The following is a 22,339-nucleotide window of genomic DNA, read 5'->3' as shown; positions in this document are numbered from 1 at the left end:
TTCTTGCGGTCAAAGCTGAAAGGGTGCGGCGATGTCGGGCGTGACGCGCAGCAACCGGCCGGTGGCGCGATCGATCAACGCCCAGGTCGTCACCGCCTCGACCTTCACCTGTCCCTGTGCGTCCAGGAAGCGGACATGCCGGTCGAAGCGCGCGCCCTTGGGCGGGCTGGGGACCCAGGTTTCCGCCGTCACCGTCTCGCCCGCCACGACGTTGCCGCGATAATCGATCTCGTGCCGGGTCACGACCCAGACATGGGCGGCGACATGCTCGGGCGGGGCGACCGCCTCCCAATGGGCGGTGGCGATCGCCTGAATCCACTGGACCCAGACGGCGTTGTTCACATGGCCCAGCTCGTCGATATGGTCGGGCGCGGCGGTGAAGGTCAGTGTGAAACGGCTCATGCCTGTTCGTTCGACTCCTTGTGACGCAGCCATAGCGCGCGCACGCCCCAGCCGATGGCGGCGGCCACCATCACCAGCGCGGCCGCCATCAGGATGTGCGACAGGCTGGGCCGGTAGCGTGCGGCGAGTTCGTGAAACGCCTCGCCGAACAGATAACCGATACCGGTGAAGATCGCAGCCCAGCACACGGCGGATGCCGCATTGACCGCGACGAACAGCCGGGTCGACACCTTGCTGGTGCCCAGCGCCACCGGGCTGATCGTGCGCAGGCCATAGAGGAAGCGAAAGGCGAAGATGAAGCCGATCGGATAACGCTCCATCAACCTGGTCACGCGGGCATAGACGCGCCGCTTCTGCAACTTGCCCACCCAGCGCCCGCCCCGCGCGCGCCGCCCGATGGTGAAGAAGACCTGGTCGGCCAGGAACGACCCGATCGCGGCGGCGAGAAAGGCGGCGGGCCAGGCGATCAGCCCCTGGTGCGACAGGATGCCGCCGGTCACCACCGCCGTCTCGCCCTCTACCCCCGCACCCAGCGCGATGGCCGCGACGCCGTAGCGTGCGACGATCGCCTCGATGCTCAGGATTCGACTCCCATCTGCCACAGGATGAACGCGTGCTCTTCCGCGCCCTCGCGAAGGCTCTCGAACCGCCCCGACTTGCCGCCATGGCCCGCACCCATATTGGTCTTGAGCAGCAGCAGATTGTCGTCGGTCTTGGTCGCGCGAAGCCTGGCGGCCCATTTCGCGGGCTCCCAATAGGTCACGCGCGGGTCGTTCAGCCCGCCCGAGATGAACATCGGCGGATAGGCCTGCGCCCGGACATTGTCATAGGGGCTGTAGCTGCGGATCAGCTCGAACGCCGCCTTGTCCTCGATAGGGTTGCCCCATTCGGGCCATTCGCCCGGCGTCAGCGGCAGTTCGGCATCCATCATCGTGTTGAGCACGTCGACGAACGGCACGTCCGCGATCACCGCGCCCCAGAGTTCGGGGTCGGAATTGACCACCGCGCCCATCAGCTCGCCACCCGCCGAACGCCCCGCGATCGCGATCCGGCCCTTGGCTGTCCAGCCGCCGTCGATCAGCCCCTTCGCCACGTCGACGAAGTCGTGGAAGGTGTTGGTCCGCTTTTCCAGCTTGCCGTCCAGATACCATTGCTGGCCCAGATCGTCGCCGCCGCGAATGTGCGCGATGGCATAGGCGAAGCCGCGATCGAGCAGGCTCATCCGGCCCGTCGAGAAGCCCGGCGGAATGGCATAGCCATAGGCGCCATACGCATAGAGGAACAGCTTGCCCGACCCGTCGCGCGGGAAGTCCTTCGGGTAGACGATCGACACCGGCACCATCGTTCCGTCGCGGCCCGCGATCTTCAGCCGCTCGGTCCGGTACTTGTCGGCGTCATAGCCCGACGGGATTTCCTGCACCTTCAGCACGGTCAGGCCGCCGGTCGCCACGTCATAGTCATAGACGGTGCCCGGCGTGACCATGGATTCATATCCGAGGCGCAGGGTCGACACGTCATATTCGGGATTGTCACCCAGGCCCGCCGTATAGCTCGCCTCGGGAAAGTCGATCCGCTGCGCCTTGGTCGGCGTGTCGTAGCGGTGGATGGCGATGCGGTCCAAACCATCCTCGCGCCCCTCGACCACGAAGAAGTCCTTATAACACTCCACCCCGGTCATGTAGAAATGCGGGTTGGGGCCGATCAGCTCCTGCCACTCGCCGGGATTGTCGATCGAGGCGGTGCAGAGGCGGAATTGCGGGTCCACGTCGTTGGTGTGGATGAACAGCGTGCCGTCATGCTCGTCCACATCATATTCGCGACCCTCCTTGCGGGGGGCGACCAGGATCGGTTCGGCGAAGATATTGTCGGAGGGCAGCAGCCGCACCTCGCTGGTGACATGGTCGCCGGTCGCGATCACGATCCAGTTGCGCGCGGAGGTCTCGGCCACCGCGACGCGGTAACCCTCGTCCGCCTCGTGGAACAGCTCGACATCCTCGGCGACCGGCGTGCCCAGCCGGTGGAAGCGGGCATTGTCGGTCCGCCACTGCGCGTTCGCCACGCCGTAGAGAAAGCCGCTATCGTCCGCGACCCAGACGATCTCCGACAACATGCCGGAGATGACGTCGGGCAGGTGCTCGCCGGTGGTCAGGTCCTTGACCCGTACCTCGAACCGCTCCGAGCCATTGTCGTCGATCGCATAGGCCAGGTAACGGTCATTGTTGCTGATCGAGAAGGCTCCCAGCCGGAAATATTCCTTGCCCTCGGCCAGGGCCGGTTCGTCGAGCAGCAGCTCGTCCGGGCCGCCCGCGACGGGCTTCCTCCACCATTTGCGATACTGGCCGCCGGTCTCGAACGCGGTCCAGTAGATCCAGTCGCCGTCCTTCTGGGGGACGGAGGATTCGTCCTCCTTGATCCGGCCCTTCATCTCTTCGTACAGCCGGTCGACCAGCGGCTGGCGCGGGGCCATCGCAGCCTCGAAATAGCCATTCTCCGCCTCGAGATAGGCGAGCACGTCCTTGTCCTCGACTTCCGGGTAAGCCGGGTCCTTCAGCCAGGCATAGGGGTCTTCGATCGTGATCCCGTGCGCGGTGAAGCTGTGGGGGCGGGTCTCGGCGACGGGCGGGGTCAGCGCGGGGCTATCGGTCATCGCCCGGATGTAGCTAGGCTTGGCCCCCGCCGGAAGGGGTGGACGTCATGCTATTTGCCGCGCCACCCGTCCGCCAGCGTCCAGCGATCCCGCCAGCGCAGCACCGGCGTCTCGCCCTCCCACGCGACCGGCAGCCAGACATAACGCCCGTCGATGGCATTTTCGGGCCGCCACCGGTCCGCCATGAAGATGAAGCGCGGTTCGCCCCCCGGCCGTTCGGGCGGCAAGGGCAGGACGAAGGTGGACTGCGAATGGAAGGTCGTCTTGGCGTCCTGCTCGCTTCCGCGCACGGGATTGCCCAGCGAGCGCCACGGCCCCGTCACCCGGTCCGCAACATAGACCCGCCCCGGATTGGGCCGCCAGCCGGTCAGGCCCGAGGCGAACATGTAGTAGCGCCCCTTGGCCTTGAAGATCGCAGGTGCCTCGTTCCCGCCATCCGGCAGCGCGCGGACATAATAGCCGTCATGGGTCGTCCAGTCGGGCGCCAGCCGCGCGATCTGGAGCGTGGCATTCTCCTCGGAGGCATAGACGTGCCACGCGGTGTCGCCATCGACGAAGACGGTCATGTCGCGCGCCATCTGCCCGCCGGGAAAATCGCGGGCAAGCGTGGTGCCGGTTGCCTTGTCCTCTGCGGTCGCATTGGCGGGCCAGATGCCCGGATTGACGCGCCCCGCGCGCAGGAAGCGGAACGGCCCCTGTGGCCGGTCGGCGACCGCGACGCCCGCCTGCGCCGCGCCGTAACCGCGCCCCTTCAACTCCAGATGGAACCACATCACGAATTGGCGGGTGCGGCGGTTATAGACGACCTTGGGCCGCTCCAGGATGCAGCCGCGCGCGATCGGGCTGGCCGGATCGTCCGATACCGGCAGCGCGATGCCCTCGTCCCGCCAGTCGATCAGATTGGTCGAGCTATAGGCGTGGACGCCGACCAGCGCGGTATTGCCCCCCTCGCCCGCCGTCTTGTGCTCGCCATGCCACCACCAGCGTCCGCCATGGCGCAGCAAGCCGCCGCCATGCGCGTTGATCGCCACGCCGCTGGTATCGTTCCACACCTCGCCGGGGCGAAACGCGCCGGGCTCGGCGGCTCGTGCCATGCCGCTGGCCAGCGCCACCGCGCCCGCTCCCACCAAGATGCTCCGCCGATCGATGGTCACGCAACCTCCTCCCACATCACTCGCTAGGATCGTATATCGTCTGACAAATGGATCAAGCCCCGACAGGCTCGACGCTGTGCGGACGGAGGGCTAGACCGACCATGTTTCCCATTGCTGTCAGGCCGTTCCATGTCCCAATCCGCCCGCCTTTCCGCCCTTCGCAACCAGTTGGCCGCCCAGGGCCTCGACGGTTTCGTCGTGCCGCTGACCGACGAGCATATGAGCGAATATGTCGGCGACTATGCGCAGCGCCTTGGCTGGCTGACCGGTTTCGGCGGGTCGGCGGGCTCGGCGGTGGTGCTGGCGGACAAGGCCGCGATCTTCACCGACGGGCGCTACACCTTGCAGGTGCGCGAACAGGTGTCGGGCGACGACTATGCCTATATCCCCGTGCCACAGGACAGCATCGCGGGCTGGCTGGGCCGCGAGACGGTCGCGGGGCAGCGGATCGGCTATGACCCATGGCTGCACACCCGCCAGCAGGTCGCCGACATGGCGGCGGCGCTGGCCGACCGCGAGGCCGAACTGGTGGCGGTGACGGCCAATCCGATTGACGCGGTCTGGACCGACCGCCCCGCCCCCTCCCCCGCCGTGCTGAGCGTGCAGGACGATGCGGTGGCGGGCGAAGGCTCGGCCGCCAAGCGGGCGCGGATCGGCGAATGGCTGGCCGAGCAGCGTGCCGATGCGGTGGTGCTGTCGGCGCTGGACTCGATCGCCTGGACGCTCAACGTGCGCGGTACGGACGTCACGCACACGCCCGTCGCCCTGTCCTATGCGATCGTCCATGTGGACGGCGAGACCGACCTGTTCGTCTCCCCCGAGAAGATCACCCCGGAGGTGCGCGCGCATCTGGGCAATGCGGTGCGGCTGCACGACCGCGCGGCGTTCGAGGACTATCTGCATGGCTTTGCAGGCAAGCGCGTCGTCGCCGACCCCGAGCGTGCGGTCGCCGCCATCGCGCAAGGACTGGAGGCTGGCGGAGCCAAGGTGCTGGCGCTTCGCGACCCGGTGGTGCTGACCAAGGCGATCAAGAACCCCGCCGAAATCGCCGGGCACCGCGCCGCCTCGGTCCGCGACGGCGCGGCGATGGTGCGCTTCCTGCGCTGGGTGGAGAGCGAATGTCCCAAGGGCGGGCAGACCGAACTCTCCGCCGCCGCACGGCTGCTGGCGTGCCGCGAGGCGACGGGGCTGCTCAAGGACACCAGCTTCTCGACCATCTCGGCGACCGGCGCGCATGGCGCGAGCCCGCATTATCACGTGACCGAGGAATCGAACGCCGCGATCGAGCCGGGCCAGCTGTTCCTGATCGACTCGGGCGGGCAGTATCAGGACGGCACCACCGACATCACCCGCGTCATGCCGATCGGCGCGCCGACGGACGAGATGCGCGACCGCTTCACCCGCGTGCTGAAGGGGCATATCGGCCTTGCCACCGCCGTCTTCCCTGACGGGACCTTGGGCGGGCATCTGGACTCGCTCGCGCGGCGGCCGCTCTGGGAGGTCGGGCTGGATTATGCGCATGGTACCGGCCACGGCGTCGGCGCCTATCTGTCGGTGCACGAGGGGCCGCAGCGTATCGCCGCCCCCAACTATCCCGGCGGCGCCGCGATGGAGCCGCTCCGCGCGGGCATGATGCTGTCCAACGAACCGGGTTATTACAAGGCGGGCGAATACGGCATCCGCATCGAGAATCTGGTGCTGGTCGAACCCCGTGACATTCCGGGCGCGGACCGCGACATGCTGGGCTTCGAAACGCTGACCCTATGCCCGATCGAGCGCACGCTGATCGTGGCGGAGTTGCTGACCGAGGGTGAGCGGGACTGGCTCGACGCCTATCATGCGCGGGTGGCGGAGGTTCTGGCGCCGGAACTGGAGGGCGCGGATCGCGCATGGTTGCTGGAGAAGTGCGCGGCGATCTGATTTTGTTCGCGCGAAGCCGCGAGGACGCGAAGAAGAAGGTTGGTTCGCGCGGAGGCGCGGAGGCGCGGAGGTGTCTCGCCCGCCGCGCCAGCCGCCCTCTTATCTCTGGCGCTGACGAATAAGAGGGCGCTGCGCGCGGCCTGACCTCTCCGCGTCCTCCGCGCCTCTGCGCGAACACATCTTCTCCGCGCGAACAAGAAAAACGCCACGCGGGAGAGGCCTCCCGCGTGGCGTCTTGCGCGCCTCTGGCGGCACAGCAACTGGACCCCGGCCTTCGCCGGGGTGGCGATGATCGTGATTACCGCCCCAGCAGCACCCGCGCCTGGCCCGCAATCTGGGCCAACATCGCGGCATTCGGTTGCGCCGCCAGTCGGGCCCGGTCGATCACCGCCTTGAACTGGCCCACGCGCGAGGCATTGCGTTCCAGCCACGCCTCGACCGCCGCTTCGGGATCGGTCGCGCCCGCACGGCCCAGGAAGTCGAGCCGCTGTTGCTGGAAATCGCGCGCCAGCCCCGCGATCAGCAGGCGTTCCCACGGATCGCTCGGGTTGATCCGCGCCGCCTGGCCCTGCGCCCAGTCCAGGCCCAGCGCCTGACCCAGACGGGTAAAGGCGTGGGTCAGCCGCGTCTCGTCCAGCGACAGGCGCTGGCCCAGATCGGCCAGCCCGACCGCGCCGTCCAGCTCGGACACACGCACCACCCGCGCCGCCAGTTCAACAGGCGCGCCCGCCTCCTCCAGCGCGGCGACGACCCGCCCGCTCTGCGCCTTGGCCTCGTCGCGCAGCAAAGCGGGCGTTTCCGCCGCCAGCCGCTCGATCCCGGGCTGCAACCGCTCCAGCGCCGCGCCGGGGGCCGTGCCCGCGGGCATGGCGCGCAGCAGGTCGGCGATCTGCGACCGGGTGGCGCGCGCCACCTCGTCGAACAGCGCGATGCGGGCGGCCTCGGGCATCGCCGCCGTCTCGATCGCGGTCCACAAGGACGGCAGGTCGAACAGCCGCTCGACCACGACGAACATCGCCGCGATATCGGCCATCGCCGCGCCTTCCTCCTCCGCCAGCTCGAACGGATGGAGGATCCCCATCCGGTTGACGATCCGGTTGGCGAGCTTGGTCGCGACGATCTCGCCGCGCAGGCGATGCTGATCGATCGCCTCGCCAAAGTCCTTTTGCATGGCGGGCGGGAAGGCTGCGTGCAGATCGGGCAGCAGTTCGTCGTCCAGCGCCAGCGGGCTGGTTTCGATCGCGTCCTGCAGCGTCAGCTTCGCCGTCGCCAGCAGCACCGCCAATTCGGGCCGGGTCAGGGCCAGCCCGTCCTGCCCGCGCCGCAACAGCACGTCGTTGCTGCCCAGCCCCTCGACCACGCGGTCGAGCCGTCCGGCGCTCTCGAAGATCTCGATCACCCGGACATAGCTGGGCATCGCGCCCGCGCCGTCCGCCTCGGCGATCGACAGGCCCAGCGTCTGGAGGCGGTTGTCCTCCAGCACCAGATGCGCGACGTCGTCGGTCATCGACGCGAGCAGCGTGTTGCGGTCGTCCTCCGCCAGACGGCCCTCGATCATCTCGCGGTTGAGCGCGATCTTGATGTTGACCTCGTTGTCCGAGCAGTCGACGCCCGCCGAATTGTCGATGAAGTCGGTGTTGATCCGCCCGCCACGCTCGGCAAAGGCGATGCGCGCGGCCTGGGTCACGCCCAGATTGGCACCCTCGCCGATGGCGATGACGCGCAGGTCCTCGGCATCGACGCGCAGGCGATCGTTCGCCGGATCGCCGACCTGGACGTTATTCTCCGCCGCCGCCTTGATATAGGTCCCGATGCCGCCGAACCAGAGCAGGTCGGCCGGGGCCTTCAGGATCGCCGAGATCAGCGCCGCCGGTTCCAGCGAGGTGGCGGTGATGCCCAGTGCCTCGCGGATTTCGTCCGACAGCGGGATCGTCTTGGCCGAACGCGGGAAGACGCCGCCGCCGGGCGAGATCAGGCTGGTGTCGTAATCCGCCCAGCTCGACCGGGGGAGCGCGAACATGCGCGCCCGCTCGTCCCAGCTCGTGGCGGGATCGGGGTTCGGATCGAGGAAGATGTGGCGATGGTCGAACGCGGCGACCAGCTTGATCGCCTTGGACAGCAGCATCCCGTTGCCGAACACGTCGCCCGACATGTCGCCGCAGCCGACGACGCGGATCGGCTGGCTCTGCACGTCCACACCGCGTTCGGCGAAGTGACGCTGCACCGAGACCCACGCACCCTTGGCGGTGATCCCCATCGCCTTGTGGTCATAACCCTGGCTGCCCCCGGAAGCGAAGGCGTCGCCCAGCCAGAAGCCGCGCTCCAGCGCCAGCGCATTGGCCACGTCGGAGAAGGTCGCGGTGCCCTTGTCGGCGGCGACCACGAAATAGGGGTCCTCGCCGTCCAGCACGCGCACGCCGTCCGGATGCACCACCGCGCCCTCGACGATATTGTCGGTGATCGACAGCAGCGCGCGGATGAACACGCGGTAGCTTTCCTTGCCCTCGGCCGCCCATCCGTCACGGTCGGTGACGGGCGACGGCAGCTGCTTGGGATAGAAGCCGCCCTTCGCGCCGGTCGGCACGATGACCGCGTTCTTCACCCGCTGCGCCTTCATCAGGCCCAGGATTTCGGTGCGGAAGTCATCGCGGCGATCCGACCAGCGCAGTCCACCACGCGCCACCGGTCCGGCGCGCAGATGGATGCCCTCGACACGCGGCGAATAGACCCAGATCTCGCGCCACGGCAACGGAGCCGGAAGCCCCGGAATCCTGTGGCTGTCCAGCTTGAAGGCCAGCGCTTCCCTGCCCGCCTCGGCAAAGGCGTTGGTGCGCAGGGTCGCCGCGATCATGTCGCGGAAGCTGCGCAGGATACGGTCGTCGTCGATCGCCGATACCGCATCCAGCCCGGTCGCGATGGCGGCATCGGCGGCGGCAAGATCGCCGGTCGCCTTCGGATCATGCGCGGCGGTGAACCGCTCGATCAGCGCGGTGGCGAGCTTGGGCGCGCGGCGCAACGCATCGACCACGGTGGTCAGGCCATAGGGCAGACCCGCCTGGCGCAGATAGCGGAACCAGGCGCGGAACAGCACCACCGCCTGCGGGCTGAGCCCGACATCGACGATCAGGCGGTTGAACGCGTCATTCTCCGCCGCACCTTCCAACACCGCCGCGATCGCGCCCTCCAGCACCGCCGCGCCCTTGGGCTCGGTCGTCGCCTCGGTTTCCACGATGAAGTCGTGGACGAACGGATCGGCATCGTCGCGCAGCCGCGTCGGCAGCTCGCCAATCACGCGGAAGCCGAAATTCTCCAGCACCGGCACCGCGTCCGACAAGGGCAGCGCGCCGTTCAGCTTGTAGATCTTGAGCTGGCGATCCTGCCCCGGCTGGACCGGGAACAGCCGCACCGAACGGCCATTCTCATTCTCCAGTGCGGCCAGGCGCAGAATGTCGGCGGCGGCTTCGGTCGCGTCGCTGACATTGCGGTAATTGGTCGGGAAGCCATTGGCCCAGCGCAGCGCCAGGCGCGCCGCACGGGGTGCCGGCACCTGCTCGGCCAGCGCCGCCTCGACATCGGGCATCCAGCCGCGCACCATCTTGCGCAGCCGTTCGGACAGTGCCGCCGTATCGGGCAGGCGACCGTCCTGGCGCAGGTCGATCGTATAGCGGATCAGCGCGACGACGCCGTCCTCCAGCGCGATCGACCAGTTGAGCAGCGATCCGTTCGCCGCCTCGCCCAGCATGTCGCCGATCGCGACACGCCGCGCGGTCGTCAGCTCGTCACGCGGCAGCCAGACAAAGGCGAACAGATGCCGCTGCAACACCGATCGGATCAGCACCAGTTCGGGCCGCGGCCGATCGGCCAGCGACATGGCGGTCAGCGCCAGCTGCTCCAGCGCCTCGGCCGGGAACGCCGTCACCAGGTCATGCGGCAGCGCGGTCAGCGCATGGGTCAGCGCCTTGCCGGTATGGCCGCGCGGATCGAAGCCGAACTTGGCCTGAAGCGCGGCCAGCCGCGTGCGCAGCACCGGCACCTCGTGCGGCGGGCTGGCCAGCGCGGCGCTGGTCCACAGGCCCGCATGGATCGACAGGCCAACGGCGCGGCCCTCCTCCATGATCGGCACCAGCACCAGGTCGAGCGGGACCGAGCGGTGAACGGTCGAGATCGCATTGGACTTCAGCAGCAGCGGTGCCGCGCCGCCCTCCAGGAAATAGTCCAGCGCGCGCTGCCGCGACGTGTCGGCGAGCAGCGGCACCTTGTGCGGCGTCCGCGCGACCCCGAGTGCGGGGGCGTCGCGGCCATCCTGATACCATTTCTCATGGCCCAGCAGCGTCAGCTTGCCGTTCAGGAACCACAGGAGAAGTGCCGCACCCTCGCCATTCTTCTCGCCCAGCGTCGTCGCATCGGCGGCCAGCGAATCCTGCAATCCCGACCAGTCGGTGACGGCCGCGCGGACATCGGCCAGCACGGCGCGCAGATCGTCGACCAGCCCGCGCCGGTCGCGCGCATCGGCGCGTTCCATTTCCAGATAGATGAAGGATTCGGACCGGCCACCCGCGCCGATCGCCTGCAACACACCATCCGCGTCGCGCGTGACGGACAGGACGGGGTGAATCACTCGGTCGATGGCGATGCCGTCCGCGCCGACCATCGCCGCGATCGAATCGACCAGGAAGGGCATGTCGTCATTGACGATGGCCAGCCGCATCCGGCGGTGCGTGTCGTCGCCCGATATCGGCTCCAGCGCGATCGATGGCTCACCGGGGGAGCGCCGCTCGGCCACCCCCGCGACGAAGGCCGCCGCGGCAGCCACCTCCGCGGGGCCGAACCCCTGCAACTCCGCCGGAAGGGCGCCCTGGGTCAGCCGCGCGGCAATCGCGTCGGCCATCGGATGCGACATATTCAGTGCCATGGCCGCTAGTCCTAGGCTCGGCTTTCGCGCCGCTCAACCCTTTGGCAATGGAGAAAAGATGTTGCGCCGCAGCGCAACTTTCATTGCGAAGCGCGCAATACCCGGTCGGCCAGGCGTTCGTCGCCGACGACCGATCCGGTCACCGCGACGGTGCCGTCATCCGCCACATGCCCCGCCAGGACCACCGGGGTGCCGGGCTCCGCCCCCGTCATCAGCGGCACATGCGCCAGGATGGTGGCGAGGCCGCTCGGGCGACGCGGCGCATCGTCCTCCTCCCACAAACCCGCGCCGCCGCTCGCCGGCGCGGGCGTGTCCGGCCTCGCGACCGAATCCAGCAGGGCCGAGTCGAGCGATGCCTGCAACAGGGGGTCGGCGACCTCCTTCCAACTGACGACGCCGTGGACGAAATCGATCATCAGCCCGTCAGAGGAATAGGGCAGCAGGATACCGCGATACAGGATGGTATGCCCGCGTTCGTTGACGAACTCGGCCTCGAACCCGGCCGGGGCCTGTTCGGCCAGGATCTGGTCGCAATGCGCGGTCAGCCGTGCAAGCAGCGAATGCGCCGGAATATCGGCGATCCGCCCGGGCAGTTCTCCGTCGATGCCGCATTCCTCCCGCAGCGCCGTACCGATATGGGCGATGACGGCGTCCGCGCGGTCGCCCCGGAAGTCGAGCAGCACCGAATTGCCGGCGAAATCGCCAGCCGCGCCGGTGTCGAACGCGTGGATCGTCGGGAAGCGCGCCTCGCCCAACAGCGACGCCCAATGATGATAGGCACGCGCATGCAGCCGCCGCTCCTGCCCCGCCATGCGCGCCAGCGCATCCTCGGTGCCGAACGCCAGCGTATTGGCACCCTCCCCCCCTGCCCCAGGGGCCGAGGCGGCGATATCCGACGGATGGTTCGTAACGGTCTTCCTGGCCATGCTCCGCTCATGCTCCCGCCGTGGTTAACCCGACGTAAAGACCAAAGGCGCTTGCCAGCCCCCCACCAACCTGTTAAGCGCCGCCACCTCGACCGGACACCAGCCGGGTCGACCGAAGATTGGGCCGCTTTAGCTCAGCTGGTAGAGCATCGCATTCGTAATGCGGGGGTCACAGGTTCGAGTCCTGTAAGCGGCACCATATCCCAAAAAACCCATATAAAGCAGTAGGATAGGCTGAAAGACGACCTGGACCGTAGCCCACAGGTGTCGCGCGACTCGCTTTAACCTACGCGATACGCCGAAACCATATCTGCACGGCTATAGCGTGCAGGGGCTTATCTGGGCCGTACAGACCTGCCATACGCTGCGTGCACAGCCGTCCCGCCGCACGGGCGAATGCCCGCATCAGAAGCGGGCACGCACCGCTCCCAGGATGCTGCGCGGCGTACCGGGATAGTTTTCCAGCCGGGTAACCGTGGACTCGATATAATAGGCATCGGTCAGGTTGCGGGCGGTCAGCGACAGTTCCAGGCCCGTGCCGGGCACCGCATAGCTGATCGTCGCATCATAGACGGTGTAGCCATCGACCGAGAAGCTGTTGCTGAGGTCGCCCGCGCGCCGGCCGACCAGGGTCACGCCGCCCGCCATGGTCAGCCCCTCGGCAACGCCGCCCAGCAGATAGCTGCTCCACAGCCTGCCGGACCAGCGCGGCACGTTGGTCAACCGGTTGCCCACCGCGAACAGCTCATCCCTGCTGATCGTCGCATCGAGATGACTGCCGCTGGCGATCACCTGCCATCGCTTCGTCAGGTGGCCGATGACGTCCATTTCCAGCCCGCGCACCCGCTGCTCGCCGGTCTGGATCGCGAAGCTGGTATCGGCCGGGTCCGGGGTGGCGACATTGCGCTTGGTGATGTCGAAGGCGGCGAAGGTCGCGATCAGGCGCCCGCCCACGGGGTCGAGCTTCACGCCCGCCTCATATTGACGGCCACGCTCGGGATCGAGATAGCTCAGGTCGCGCCGCTGGCTGGTCTGCGGTTGGAAGCTCTGCCCATAGCCGGCGAACAGCGATATGGCCGGCACCGGCTGTACGACCACCCCGCCGCGCCACGTCGTCGCGCTGCTGTCGCGGCGATCCTCCCGACCATTGACCTGGTTGAGCAACCGATCGCGCACAATGTCGTGGCGGACGCTGCCGAGCAGTTTCAGCCAGTCGGTCACCGTGACCTGATCCTGGACATAGGCCGCGTAGAGATCGGATCGGCGATAGGTGTCGGTATTGAGCGACAATCGGGGCAGCGGGGCATTATAGACCGGGTTCAGGATATCGATCGACGCGATGTTGCCGCGATAGGTCAGGAAATCGAGCGTGGCATGACTATAGCTGCCGCCGGCCAGCACGACATGGCCGACCCCGCCGGTCGCGAAGGTCGCCACGGCCTCTGCGCGCGTATCGACGGTTTCCAAATCCTCCGTACGAGTCGTTGCACGACGGCTCAAAGTGCGGCCATTGGCGGCCAGCGCGCGATAGTCGATCGCATAGTTGTCCTGCACGACCGCATCGGTGTAGCGGCCGTTGAGGTGCAGGCTGAGCCAGTCGGTCGCGCGGTGCGCCACGTCCAGCACGACGCGGGTCTTGCGTGCGCCCGTGACCGACCAGGGTTCCGACAGGAAGCGCCGGGCGGGGAGCGTGACCCGGTTGTCGGCGCCAACGACAAGGCCCCGGTCGAACGGATTGCGCTGGCTGCTATGGTCGACATCCAGGTTGATCGTGGTGGCATCGCCCGGTCGCCAGCGGGCCGCGAAACCGGCAAACTGACGCGTGGATGTGGCCGCATGCTTGCCGCGAAACCCCTCCAGCGTCTGCGCCGCACCGGTCACGCGCACCGCCAGCCGATCGCCGACCGGACCGCTCGCCGTGGCCGAGACGCGCGCGAAGTCGAAGCTGCCGGCCTGCATGCTAATTTCCGCCGTTGGCCGGTCGGTCGGGCGCCGTGTCGTTATATTGATGACCCCGCCCGGATCGCCCTGGCCATACATGACGGATGCGGGCCCCTTCAGCACCTCCACCGTCTCGACATTGGCGAGATCGAGGAAGGTTTCCGACCGATCGGCCACCCGGTTCAGCAACACGCCGTCGATCGCGTAACGCGGGGTGGTAAAGCCGCGGATCTGGTAGATTTCGCCACGGTTGCCGGCGGTGGTCGCCGGCTGCACGCCCGAGACGTTCTGCAAGACGTCGGTCAGGCGGATGCTGTTCTGATCCTCGATCACGCTGCGGGGGATCACCTGGATCGATTGGGGCACGTCGCGCAGCGGCGTCGCCGTGCGGGTCGCGGTCGCGCTCTCGCCCTCGACATAGCTGGGTCGCTCTCCGGTCACGACGATATCGCCGCGCTCCTGCACCCCGGCCTTTTCGCGACGGTTATGGTCGTCGGTGGACTCCGCCATAGCACCGCCCGAGAGTCCGAACCCAGCGCACAGCATAGCCGTGCCGGAAATCCAGCGCACTATCACACCCCTTTAGCTATTGCGTTTCGCTCGCATTAGCTAAAAGGATGGGCCTGAGCAAGCTTGTTCGGACGACGATCCTGACTAGAGTCTACGCTTGAGCAAGCGTCTCCTGCCGTACTTCGGATCAATATTCAGGCTTTTCAAAGCTGTTGCGTGCCGATCCGGAGGCATCCCCGCCCCTGATCGGTAACGCGGCGACCAGGGTGATCGACGCGGCCGATACAGGGACGGCATTTTCCTATCGGATCAGGCCGAGGTCAGAACTTCTGACGAAGGCCGACCATGATCGAGGTCGAGGAGCTCTTCAGCTTGTAGGTCGGGGTCGTCCGGCTGAGATCCTGATCGATCGTCACCCCCTTCATCTGCATCCCCGACGTCCGCGAATGCCGCCCGAGCAGTTCGATCGACGTCTCAGGCGTCACGTCATAGCTCGCACCCGCATCGACGTGCCAGCGGAAGCCCCAGTCCTTGCCCGCCATCGATGCAGCGGGCTGCAGCGTACCCGGATTAGCGTTTCGTGCGTAGCGATCCGCCGAGTAACTGACGCGCGAGGCACCGATGCCACCGCCGACGAAGGGCTTGAACGGACCGTCCTGGATCAGATCGACATAGGCGGACACGCCCAGATCGAAGGACTTGAGCCGACCCGCGCCGATATAATTCTTGTCGCTCAACGCCTTGGCGTTGATGTTGGCGGTGTCGTAACCTGCGGTGCCCTCCAGGCGGAAACCACCGAAGTCATACCCCATGCCCAACTCACCGGTGAAGCCGGACTTGTTGTCGATGTTCTTGGGCAGCGTGGGGGCGGTCTTCGACACCGTCTGACCCTTCTTGAGCACCTGGCTGGGCTTCACGTCGGAATCGACCTGCGCACCGGCACGGGCAACGGCATAGGCGCCGGGTGCGGACTGCTGCGCGGACGCGGGCGTCGTCCCGGCGATGGCGGCGATCATGCCAGCGATCATGCCAGCGATCATCGCAGCCGAGTACCGGCACGCACCGCGATGCGCGGGCGCGAACGAGCTAACCAGGGTCATGGAGTCTAGTCCTTCGAAAATGGATCTTGATTCGAGCGAGCCGCACCAGTCTGCGTCCCCCTACATCAGCAAGACGGCACCATTTTCGATATGCCTTGGGGTCTATGAAACTTTTTTCGAAATTTTAGGAAGCCATTCTGATTTCGGCGCTTTGCTATCGCGATCCCGTCGTTTGCGTTCGAAAGACTTGCCTGGGAATGAGCCGCGCGCCCGTGCGCGCGGCCCACATCTTCGGCGATCAGCGGGGGCGGCCGGCCGACTGCTCACGATAGAGACGCCATTCCTCCACCACGCGCCCATTCGGCAGATGGCAGAACCCCGTCGTCCCGCCGGGCCCCTCGCGCATTTCGAGACGCCCCTTCTGCTTCACGCAGTAACCGGACGCCGGATTGGCGAGGCCGATCGTACCGGGTTTTGCCGGACCAGGCCGCTTGCCGTCATCACGGCGGTAGAGCACCCAGGCATCGACCGTCTTGCCGTTGCGCAAACGGCAAAGCGCGACGTCACCCTGCGGGGTCCGGCGGTTCAGATTGGTGCCGCCGACCCTGCTGCAATGGACCGCAGCCGGGTTGGCCATGGATATGTCGTCGCGGCGCTTCGGCACCGGCGGACGCTTCTGATTCTCGCGGAACAGCTTCCACTCCTCCACGACCTTTCCGTTTGGCAGCCGGCAATAGCCGACATCGCCCGATGGCGTCCGGCGCGAGAAGGAGGTGCCGCCGATCGAGACGCAATATTCCGACGCGGGATTGGCGATCTCGCTCCCCTTCGACTGGGCATGGGCGGGCAGTGCGAATATCCCAGCGCCTGCCGATAGCAGGCTCGCCATCACAAATGCTTGAAATTTCATATTCTATTCCTCCGAGCGGAGCGGAACTGCTTCGGGCTTCGGGGCCCGCGAACGCAATATTCCTCACTCCATATTGCCGATGACTGAATGTCCCGATCGCCGGTGTTCGACGGTCGTCATTCGATGCCAGGCATGGGGAGGACGGAGCGGAACGGCGGATACCGTGACGATGCCGGTCAAAAAGCGGCGTCGAACCCGATCCGCAAGGTTCGCGGACGCAGCGGAGTGACCTGTGCCCTGCCCGTGAGAAAGGGTGTGCCCAGCGCGAAGCGGTTGCCGCGCGCATCGGTCAGGTTCGTGACGCCGATGGTGACGCCGAAGCGATCCCACCCCACGCGAGCGGTGATGCCGCTGTCGACGAGGTTGCCCTGCTCCTCCCCCAGTTCAGGACCGAGGCCGAGCCGCGACACGCCCACATAGCGTGCCCAGCCATCGACCTTCAGTCGCGCATGATCGGACAGCGCGGCGTCATAGGTCATTCCCACGCGCGCCGTGACATTGGCGATGTTGGGGATCGGCCCAAGTCGGGCCGCCGCGCCGACGGGGCCGCCCGACGCTCCGGCGACCGGCAAGTCCTTCGGTGCGCGTTCGTTGATGCTGCTGTCGTTGAGGGAGATCGCGGCGTCGATCCGCAACCCCCTGGCCAATCGGGCCGAGGCGGTCGTCTCGACCGTCCAGATGTCGCCATCGCCGACATTGGCGGTCGATGGAAAGCCGCCGCCATCCAGGAAATCGGCCTGGATATTGCGCCAGCCGGTATGGGCGACGGTGAAGGAAAAGGCGAACGGATCCCGCGCCGCACGGCCGAAGCGATAGCCCGCCTCGATCGTCCCGACATGGTCGTTGTTGAACCGCTGAACGTCACCGTTGTAGATCGTCAGCCCGCCGGGGCGGAAGCCTTGCTGATAGCGCAGGTACATCGTGGCATTCGGCCCGGCATCGATCAGGGCCGATGCGGACGGCAGAACGGAAACTTCCCGGCGCGAGGCCAGCGTCGCGAGCCCCTCCGGCGTATTTTGCAACAGGCTGTCCTCCGCCGCCCCCGTCAGCACCGAACGGCCGACACGCAGGCCGCCGGTCAACAGAACGGTCCGGGTAGCCCGGATGCTCGCTTCGCCATAAGCCGTGATCTCCTGCACCGCGTTCGACACGCCGGGGAGTTGCTGGCGTTGGCCAGGCGACACGAAGGCCCGCGACAACCGCGTGCGATTGTCGGTGAAGCTCAGGCCCAGCAGCCATCCCGATCCATCGGCGTGGGTGACCCAGCCGCGCGTTTCGTTGGCGACCATCCGCGTGCGGTTCGCCTGCGTGAAGAGCGTCGGATCGTCACCGACCAACGTCGCGTCATAGCGTTCGGTGAGGTCATGCGCGGTGATACCGGTCGAGGAACGGAGCCGGACATCGCCGACCTTGCCGCTCAGTACGAACTGCCCCTGCCCGAAATCGGCGCCGAACCCCTCGACGACCCGGGCATTGCGTGTGAGGGCACGGGCGCCCCGATCCGCATATTGGCTGTCGGCGCCGCGAATGCGCTGGCCGATCCCGATCAGCTCGGCACTCCAGTCGTCGGCGATCTTCAAGTGCACGGTGCCACGGCCGCCATCAATACGCGTGGTGTTGACGTCGTGGCGTCCGAGCAGCGGCTTGTCGATGTAGCCCCCCTCCTCGACCGACGTGGCGACCAGCCTGACGCCGAGCCGATCCGTCACGATGGGCACGTTCAGGACACCCTGCGCATCATATCCCGGTGCACCATGCTGGGTGGCGGATGCGCCGATGGCGACCGATCCGCTGGTGCGGTCAAGCTCGACCAGATTGGGGACCAGCCGGATCAGGCCGCCAAGCGAACCCGCACCGTATAACGTGCCCTGCGGCCCCGCCAGCACCTCCACCGCCGCCAGATCGGCCAAGCGCAGGTCGGGGTCGGGCGCGTTATAGCTGAGGCGAAGGTCGCCGAAATACTGGCCGACCGTCGCCTGGCTGGGGCCGGTGAAGCTGGAATCCGCGATGCCGCGGATGAACAGCTTGTTGCGCCCGGCGCCGAGATAGGTGGACGCGACGGTGGACAAGCGCGACGTCAGTCGTTCGGTCCCCCCGACACCGCCAAACTCCAGATCCCGACCGGAAACCCGCATGACCTGACCCGCGACGCGACCGAACGGCAGGTCACGCTTGCTGCCCACCACGATGATATCGGGCGCAGGGGGCTCGGGCGGTGGGACGGCGGGCACGGGTGGCCGGGGCCTGGCCGGGTGGGCGCGCGGCAGCGGCGTCCGCTTCGGCACGAGGCGGAACAGCGCCGCATCGATCGGCTCGACCTCACCCCCGCATCGTGCGGCGATCAGACGGAGCGCGGCGAGCGCACTCATCCGGCCGCGCAAGGCCGGTACAGGCTTCGACCACAAGCGCGGATCGGTGACGACGACGCTGACGCGGGCAAGCCGACCGAGCGCCAGCACCTGCGCGCTGACGCTCCCCGCAGGCAGATCGATCGCCAGCGTCTGCGCGGCGGCAGGGGACGGCGCGATGGCGGCGATCATCAGCCCGATGGCGGCCGACCGGGCACCCAGCTTCACCGATCGTCGCCCAGCACCCAAATCTCTCCGTCCCGCCGGACACCGACCGCCAGCAGCCGACCCAGCAATGCCGGGTCGTCATTCAACGAGCGGATATCGACCGTCCCGCTGAACGGCCGATCCGCGATCGCCGCGTCGACGCGGATGTCGTGGCCGAGCTGGCGGCTCAGGTCGCGCGCGACATCGGACAGCGGGGCGTGATCGAAGGTCACGCGACCTTCGCGCCAGCCACCGACATCCTCCGCGCGCTCCCGGCGCAGCTCGCCGTCGCTCGCCACGACCGCCTGGCCCGGATCGAGGCGAAGGCGCGCGCCTTGCGGATCGACCATCACCGCACCTTCCGCCACGGCGACACGCGTCCGCCGGGGATCGTGCGTCACGTCGAAGACGGTCCCCAGATCGACCATCTTCGTGTCGCCGGCGGTCACCTGAAACGGATGCGCCGCGTCATGCCTGATCCGGAACAGCATTTCGCCGCGGTCCACGACCGCCACGCGCGCGTCCGTGCGATCCAGCGTCACGCGCGAACCGCCGCTGAGGATGATCTGGCTGCCATCGGCAAGCGCCACCGACCGCTGCTCGCCGGGCGACGTTTCCACCGCATAGGGTTGCGATCGGTCGTTCCAGGCCGACACGCCGACGACCACGGCCAGCATAGCGGCGACGGCCCCGCCGCCCCAGCGCCAATACCCGCGTCGCGTCGGCCCGGTGTCGTTCGCGACCACCGGCGCGGCCTGGACCGGCGTGGCCGCGACACGGTCGGTCGCCTGCGCGATGGCCGCCGTCGCCTCGTCATAGCGATCATGGTTCAGCGGATCGGCCTCGAGCCATTCGGTCAGGCCATCCCAGTCCTCGAACGACGGGTCGGCCGTGCGGATGGCCCATTCCAGTGCGGTGTCGTCGACCTTCCTGCCGGTCATCATGCCTTGTCCTCGGTCGCGACGGCGTTCGTCATGCTCATCGCAGGTCTTCCTTCAATTCGATCAATGCGCGGGTGGCGATCCGCAGGTCCGCTTCCACCGTACTCAGGCTGACGCCCAGTTCTTCGGCGATCTGTCGCTGCGACACGCCGTCGATCCGGGCGCGCCGAAAGACCGTTTCCCGGCGAGCCCCCAGTGACGTCAGCACCGCCGCCACCTTCTCGATCTCCTGCTGCGCCCCGATCACCCGTTCGCCCGCCGGTTCGTCCGAGGCTTCGCCATCGCCTTTGAGGTCGAACCAGTCCTGCTCCCTGCGCTCCGACTGCCGGCGTGCCCGATACCGATCGATCATCAGTGAGTTGGCGGCCCGAAACAGATAGGACAGCGGATTGGCGATCGGGCCGGTCGAAAGCGTCGAGATCTTCAGCCAAAGGTCGTTCGCCAGATCCTCGGCGGCATCGCCAGCCCCGCGCGCGACAAGGAAGCGCACCATCTTGTCCCGATTGGCCAGATAAACCGCTTCTAATCCGTTTGACGACATAGGCACCGAATTGACGTGAGGGGATCGTGCGGTGCCTCTTACTGGCTGATCGTGAAGAAATGAATGTAAGCCCGTCACGTGCCGATACGGCGCGCTCCTCAACGATGTCATGCGATCCACCGGGACCGTCGCGCGGGAAATCGATGTCGGCCAGGGCTTCGCGCCATAGGCTTCAGCGGCCACGATACAGCGCCCATTCCTCGATGACGGCCCCGTTCGGCAGATGGCAATAGCCCGTCTGTCCGCCCGGCTCGGCCACCACGTCGACCCTGCCGCCCAGTTGCTCGCAATAGGCACTGGCGGGGTTGGGCATGACGGCCCGTCGCCGCCGCCCAAGAACGAGCAGTCGCTTGTCGACGGCACGCCCGTCGGGAAGGCGGCAGTATGCAGCGCCATTGACGATGATGCCGACCCCGCCAAGGCGGAGGCACACGCCCGACGCTCCATTTCCATCGAGCGTCTGCGAAGAGGCCGACCCGCTTATCAGGATCAGCAACGGCACCACCGTGCAGATCAGTAACGCTATCCCAGCATAGGCCAGTCGATGCATGACGAAGCCATCCCCCACCCGTGTGACACTGTCCGGCTCGCAACGTCCTTGCGGGCCTTCATCCGGAAGACGGAGTGAAAGGGAATTTACCGTGACCTCGCGTCGGCAGATTGCGTTTTTCGCGGTTCGTCAGGCCGGATCGCATCTGCAGCCCGTGAATGCCGCGCCGCTGGAGCCGTCAGAATGGCCAGGCAATCATGTGGCGCATCATTTCCACACCGTCGGGATAAACGACCCCGCCCCGCCTTTCGAAGCCAAGAGGACATGATCGGCGGCTCCGAAGTCCAGCCGGGTTTCAGCACAAGGGCGGCGCATAGGCCTGCCGTGAAAGAAGCCCTGCTGCCATATGCTTCCCGCCTCCTGCGCGATGGTCGCCTGCTGCTGGGTCTCGATCCCTTCCACGATGGTCAGCGCGCCGAGGGATTTCGCCACGCCGACCATATGCCAGAACAAGTCCGCCGCGGCGGGGCCGGTGCAGGCCTGCCGCACGAAGCTGCCATCGATCTTGATGATTGCAGGCTTCAGCGCGCGTGCGCTCGCCACGGACGCGTGACCCACGCCGAAGTCGTCGAGTGCGACGCGCACGCCGCAGCCTTGCAGGCGCGAGCAGAACAGGGCGGCCCGATCGAGGTCGGGGATCGGCGCGGTTTCGGTGATCTCGATGACAAGGCGCGTCGCAAGCGCATGATCGCGGCGCAGCAGATCCATCATATCATTCCAGCCGTCGGGGTCGGTGCTGGCCGCAGATATGTTGACGCCGAGGATCGCGAGCGGGTCCGACTGCAACGTTTCGATCACGCGGCGGACAACGCGCCTGTCAAAGACAAGGCTTCCACCGGAACGCTCGATGATCGCCAGAGCCTCCTGTGGGGCCGCATCCCAGCCATGGGTTTGCGGGAATCGTACCAGCGCCTCATGATAGAGGACAGTCCCCCCTGGGCGCACATCCCGAACGGGCTGCCAAACCAAGGCCATCGAACCTGGGGCAGCGGCGCATGGCGAAGCGAGCGGCTGAGCACCCCCGTGCCAGGAAACCTCAGGAGGTCGTTGCTGTTTGCCACGATAGCCGCCCGCACCCTCAGTGAGCGCAGAGTAGGCGATCAGCCGCTCGACATATACGTTGTTGATAGTAGCGATGTCGTGCACTGGCATTCTCCTTCCGATTTGATCAATCGCAAAGCTTCGGCCGCGCAAGAAGATGTGGGTTTTACGGTATAAATTGACACATATTATGGTTAATCGCGCCGTTTACGTAGATACCGTTATAGTGATTCTACTTTAATCGTCAGCCACTGTAGTTCTGCCAAATTTCCCACGATTTGATGCAGTCGATCCATCTCGGACATCGGTGTCACGGATGTCAGGGGCAGGGCTCGCGGATCACAGCCGG

General features: G+C 66.9%; 15 protein-coding genes and 1 tRNA gene. 2 read left to right on the top strand and 14 right to left on the bottom strand.

Annotated features, from left to right (window positions below; translation table 11 throughout):
- Positions 1-9: 9 nt before the first annotated feature.
- The 4 genes from SOM26_RS12375 to SOM26_RS12360 are packed head-to-tail and all read right to left on the bottom strand — an operon-like array spanning position 10 to position 4,203.
- Complete coding sequence (locus tag SOM26_RS12375) at positions 10-402, bottom strand: acyl-CoA thioesterase (RefSeq protein WP_320453029.1); 393 nt, start codon at positions 400-402, stop codon at positions 10-12.
- A complete protein-coding gene (locus SOM26_RS12370; protein WP_320453028.1) occupies positions 399-1,004 on the bottom strand; it encodes a DedA family protein in 606 nt (201 codons plus the stop codon). Before SOM26_RS12370 ends, SOM26_RS12375 begins: the two co-directional genes overlap by 4 nt.
- Positions 980-3,049 (bottom strand): S9 family peptidase, encoded by a 2,070-nt coding sequence (locus SOM26_RS12365; RefSeq protein WP_320453027.1) that lies wholly within the window; start codon positions 3,047-3,049, stop codon positions 980-982. Before SOM26_RS12365 ends, SOM26_RS12370 begins: the two co-directional genes overlap by 25 nt.
- A gap of 50 nt (positions 3,050-3,099) precedes the next feature.
- Positions 3,100-4,203: a glycoside hydrolase family 43 protein gene (locus SOM26_RS12360; RefSeq protein WP_320453026.1), complete on the bottom strand. Its 1,104-nt coding sequence runs from the start codon at positions 4,201-4,203 to the stop codon at positions 3,100-3,102.
- A gap of 129 nt (positions 4,204-4,332) precedes the next feature.
- Here SOM26_RS12360 and SOM26_RS12355 point away from each other — a divergent pair, with 129 nt between their 5' ends.
- On the top strand, positions 4,333-6,123 hold the full coding sequence (locus SOM26_RS12355) for an aminopeptidase P family protein (RefSeq protein WP_320453025.1): 1,791 nt from the start codon (positions 4,333-4,335) through the stop codon (positions 6,121-6,123).
- Positions 6,124-6,421: 298 nt separating this feature from the next.
- Here the strand turns inward: SOM26_RS12355 and SOM26_RS12350 are convergent, their stop codons facing one another.
- Together SOM26_RS12350 and SOM26_RS12345 are read right to left on the bottom strand one after the other, a co-directional pair.
- Positions 6,422-11,035, bottom strand: a complete 4,614-nt coding sequence (locus SOM26_RS12350) for an NAD-glutamate dehydrogenase (RefSeq protein WP_320453024.1) — start codon at positions 11,033-11,035, stop codon at positions 6,422-6,424.
- A gap of 80 nt (positions 11,036-11,115) precedes the next feature.
- Entirely contained in the window at positions 11,116-11,961 is an 846-nt protein-coding gene (locus SOM26_RS12345) for a PAS domain-containing protein (RefSeq protein WP_320453023.1), read from the bottom strand.
- A 123-nt stretch (positions 11,962-12,084) separates the two neighbouring features.
- On the opposite strand from SOM26_RS12345, the gene SOM26_RS12340 reads away from it, so the two are divergent.
- Positions 12,085-12,160 (top strand) — tRNA-Thr (locus SOM26_RS12340).
- A gap of 206 nt (positions 12,161-12,366) precedes the next feature.
- On the opposite strand, the gene SOM26_RS12335 is transcribed toward SOM26_RS12340, so the two are convergent.
- The 8 genes from SOM26_RS12335 to SOM26_RS12300 form a co-directional block, all read right to left on the bottom strand.
- Positions 12,367-14,412 carry a TonB-dependent siderophore receptor gene (locus SOM26_RS12335; protein WP_320453022.1) on the bottom strand — a complete coding sequence of 682 codons (2,046 nt, stop codon included), beginning with the start codon at positions 14,410-14,412 and terminating at the stop codon, positions 12,367-12,369.
- A gap of 320 nt (positions 14,413-14,732) precedes the next feature.
- The gene (locus SOM26_RS12330; RefSeq protein ID WP_320453021.1) at positions 14,733-15,512 is read right to left on the bottom strand and encodes an outer membrane protein; all 780 of its coding nucleotides are present in this window, start codon (positions 15,510-15,512) and stop codon (positions 14,733-14,735) included.
- A 238-nt stretch (positions 15,513-15,750) separates the two neighbouring features.
- A complete protein-coding gene (locus SOM26_RS12325; protein WP_320453020.1) occupies positions 15,751-16,362 on the bottom strand; it encodes a putative hemolysin in 612 nt (203 codons plus the stop codon).
- Positions 16,363-16,538: 176 nt separating this feature from the next.
- Positions 16,539-18,938 (bottom strand): TonB-dependent receptor, encoded by a 2,400-nt coding sequence (locus tag SOM26_RS12320; RefSeq protein WP_320453019.1) that lies wholly within the window; start codon positions 18,936-18,938, stop codon positions 16,539-16,541.
- Positions 18,935-19,861, bottom strand: coding sequence for a FecR family protein (locus SOM26_RS12315; RefSeq protein ID WP_320453018.1), 927 nt, complete (start codon positions 19,859-19,861; stop codon positions 18,935-18,937). The genes SOM26_RS12320 and SOM26_RS12315 overlap by 4 nt, the downstream gene beginning before the upstream one ends.
- 34 nt (positions 19,862-19,895) lie before the next feature.
- Positions 19,896-20,582: an RNA polymerase sigma factor gene (locus SOM26_RS12310; protein ID WP_320453017.1), complete on the bottom strand. Its 687-nt coding sequence runs from the start codon at positions 20,580-20,582 to the stop codon at positions 19,896-19,898.
- On the bottom strand, positions 20,572-20,949 hold the full coding sequence (locus tag SOM26_RS12305) for a DUF333 domain-containing protein (RefSeq protein WP_320453016.1): 378 nt from the start codon (positions 20,947-20,949) through the stop codon (positions 20,572-20,574). The genes SOM26_RS12310 and SOM26_RS12305 overlap by 11 nt, the downstream gene beginning before the upstream one ends.
- A gap of 207 nt (positions 20,950-21,156) precedes the next feature.
- Positions 21,157-22,101: an EAL domain-containing protein gene (locus SOM26_RS12300; RefSeq protein WP_320453015.1), complete on the bottom strand. Its 945-nt coding sequence runs from the start codon at positions 22,099-22,101 to the stop codon at positions 21,157-21,159.
- Positions 22,102-22,339 lie beyond the last annotated feature (238 nt).

It is taken from the genome of Sphingomonas sp. CFBP8993, assembly GCF_034044895.1.
In the GTDB taxonomy this organism is placed as follows: Bacteria; Pseudomonadota; Alphaproteobacteria; order Sphingomonadales; family Sphingomonadaceae; genus Sphingomonas.
Note: the sequence above shows the minus strand (reverse complement) of the source record. Positions and strands in the feature narration are given on the sequence as shown.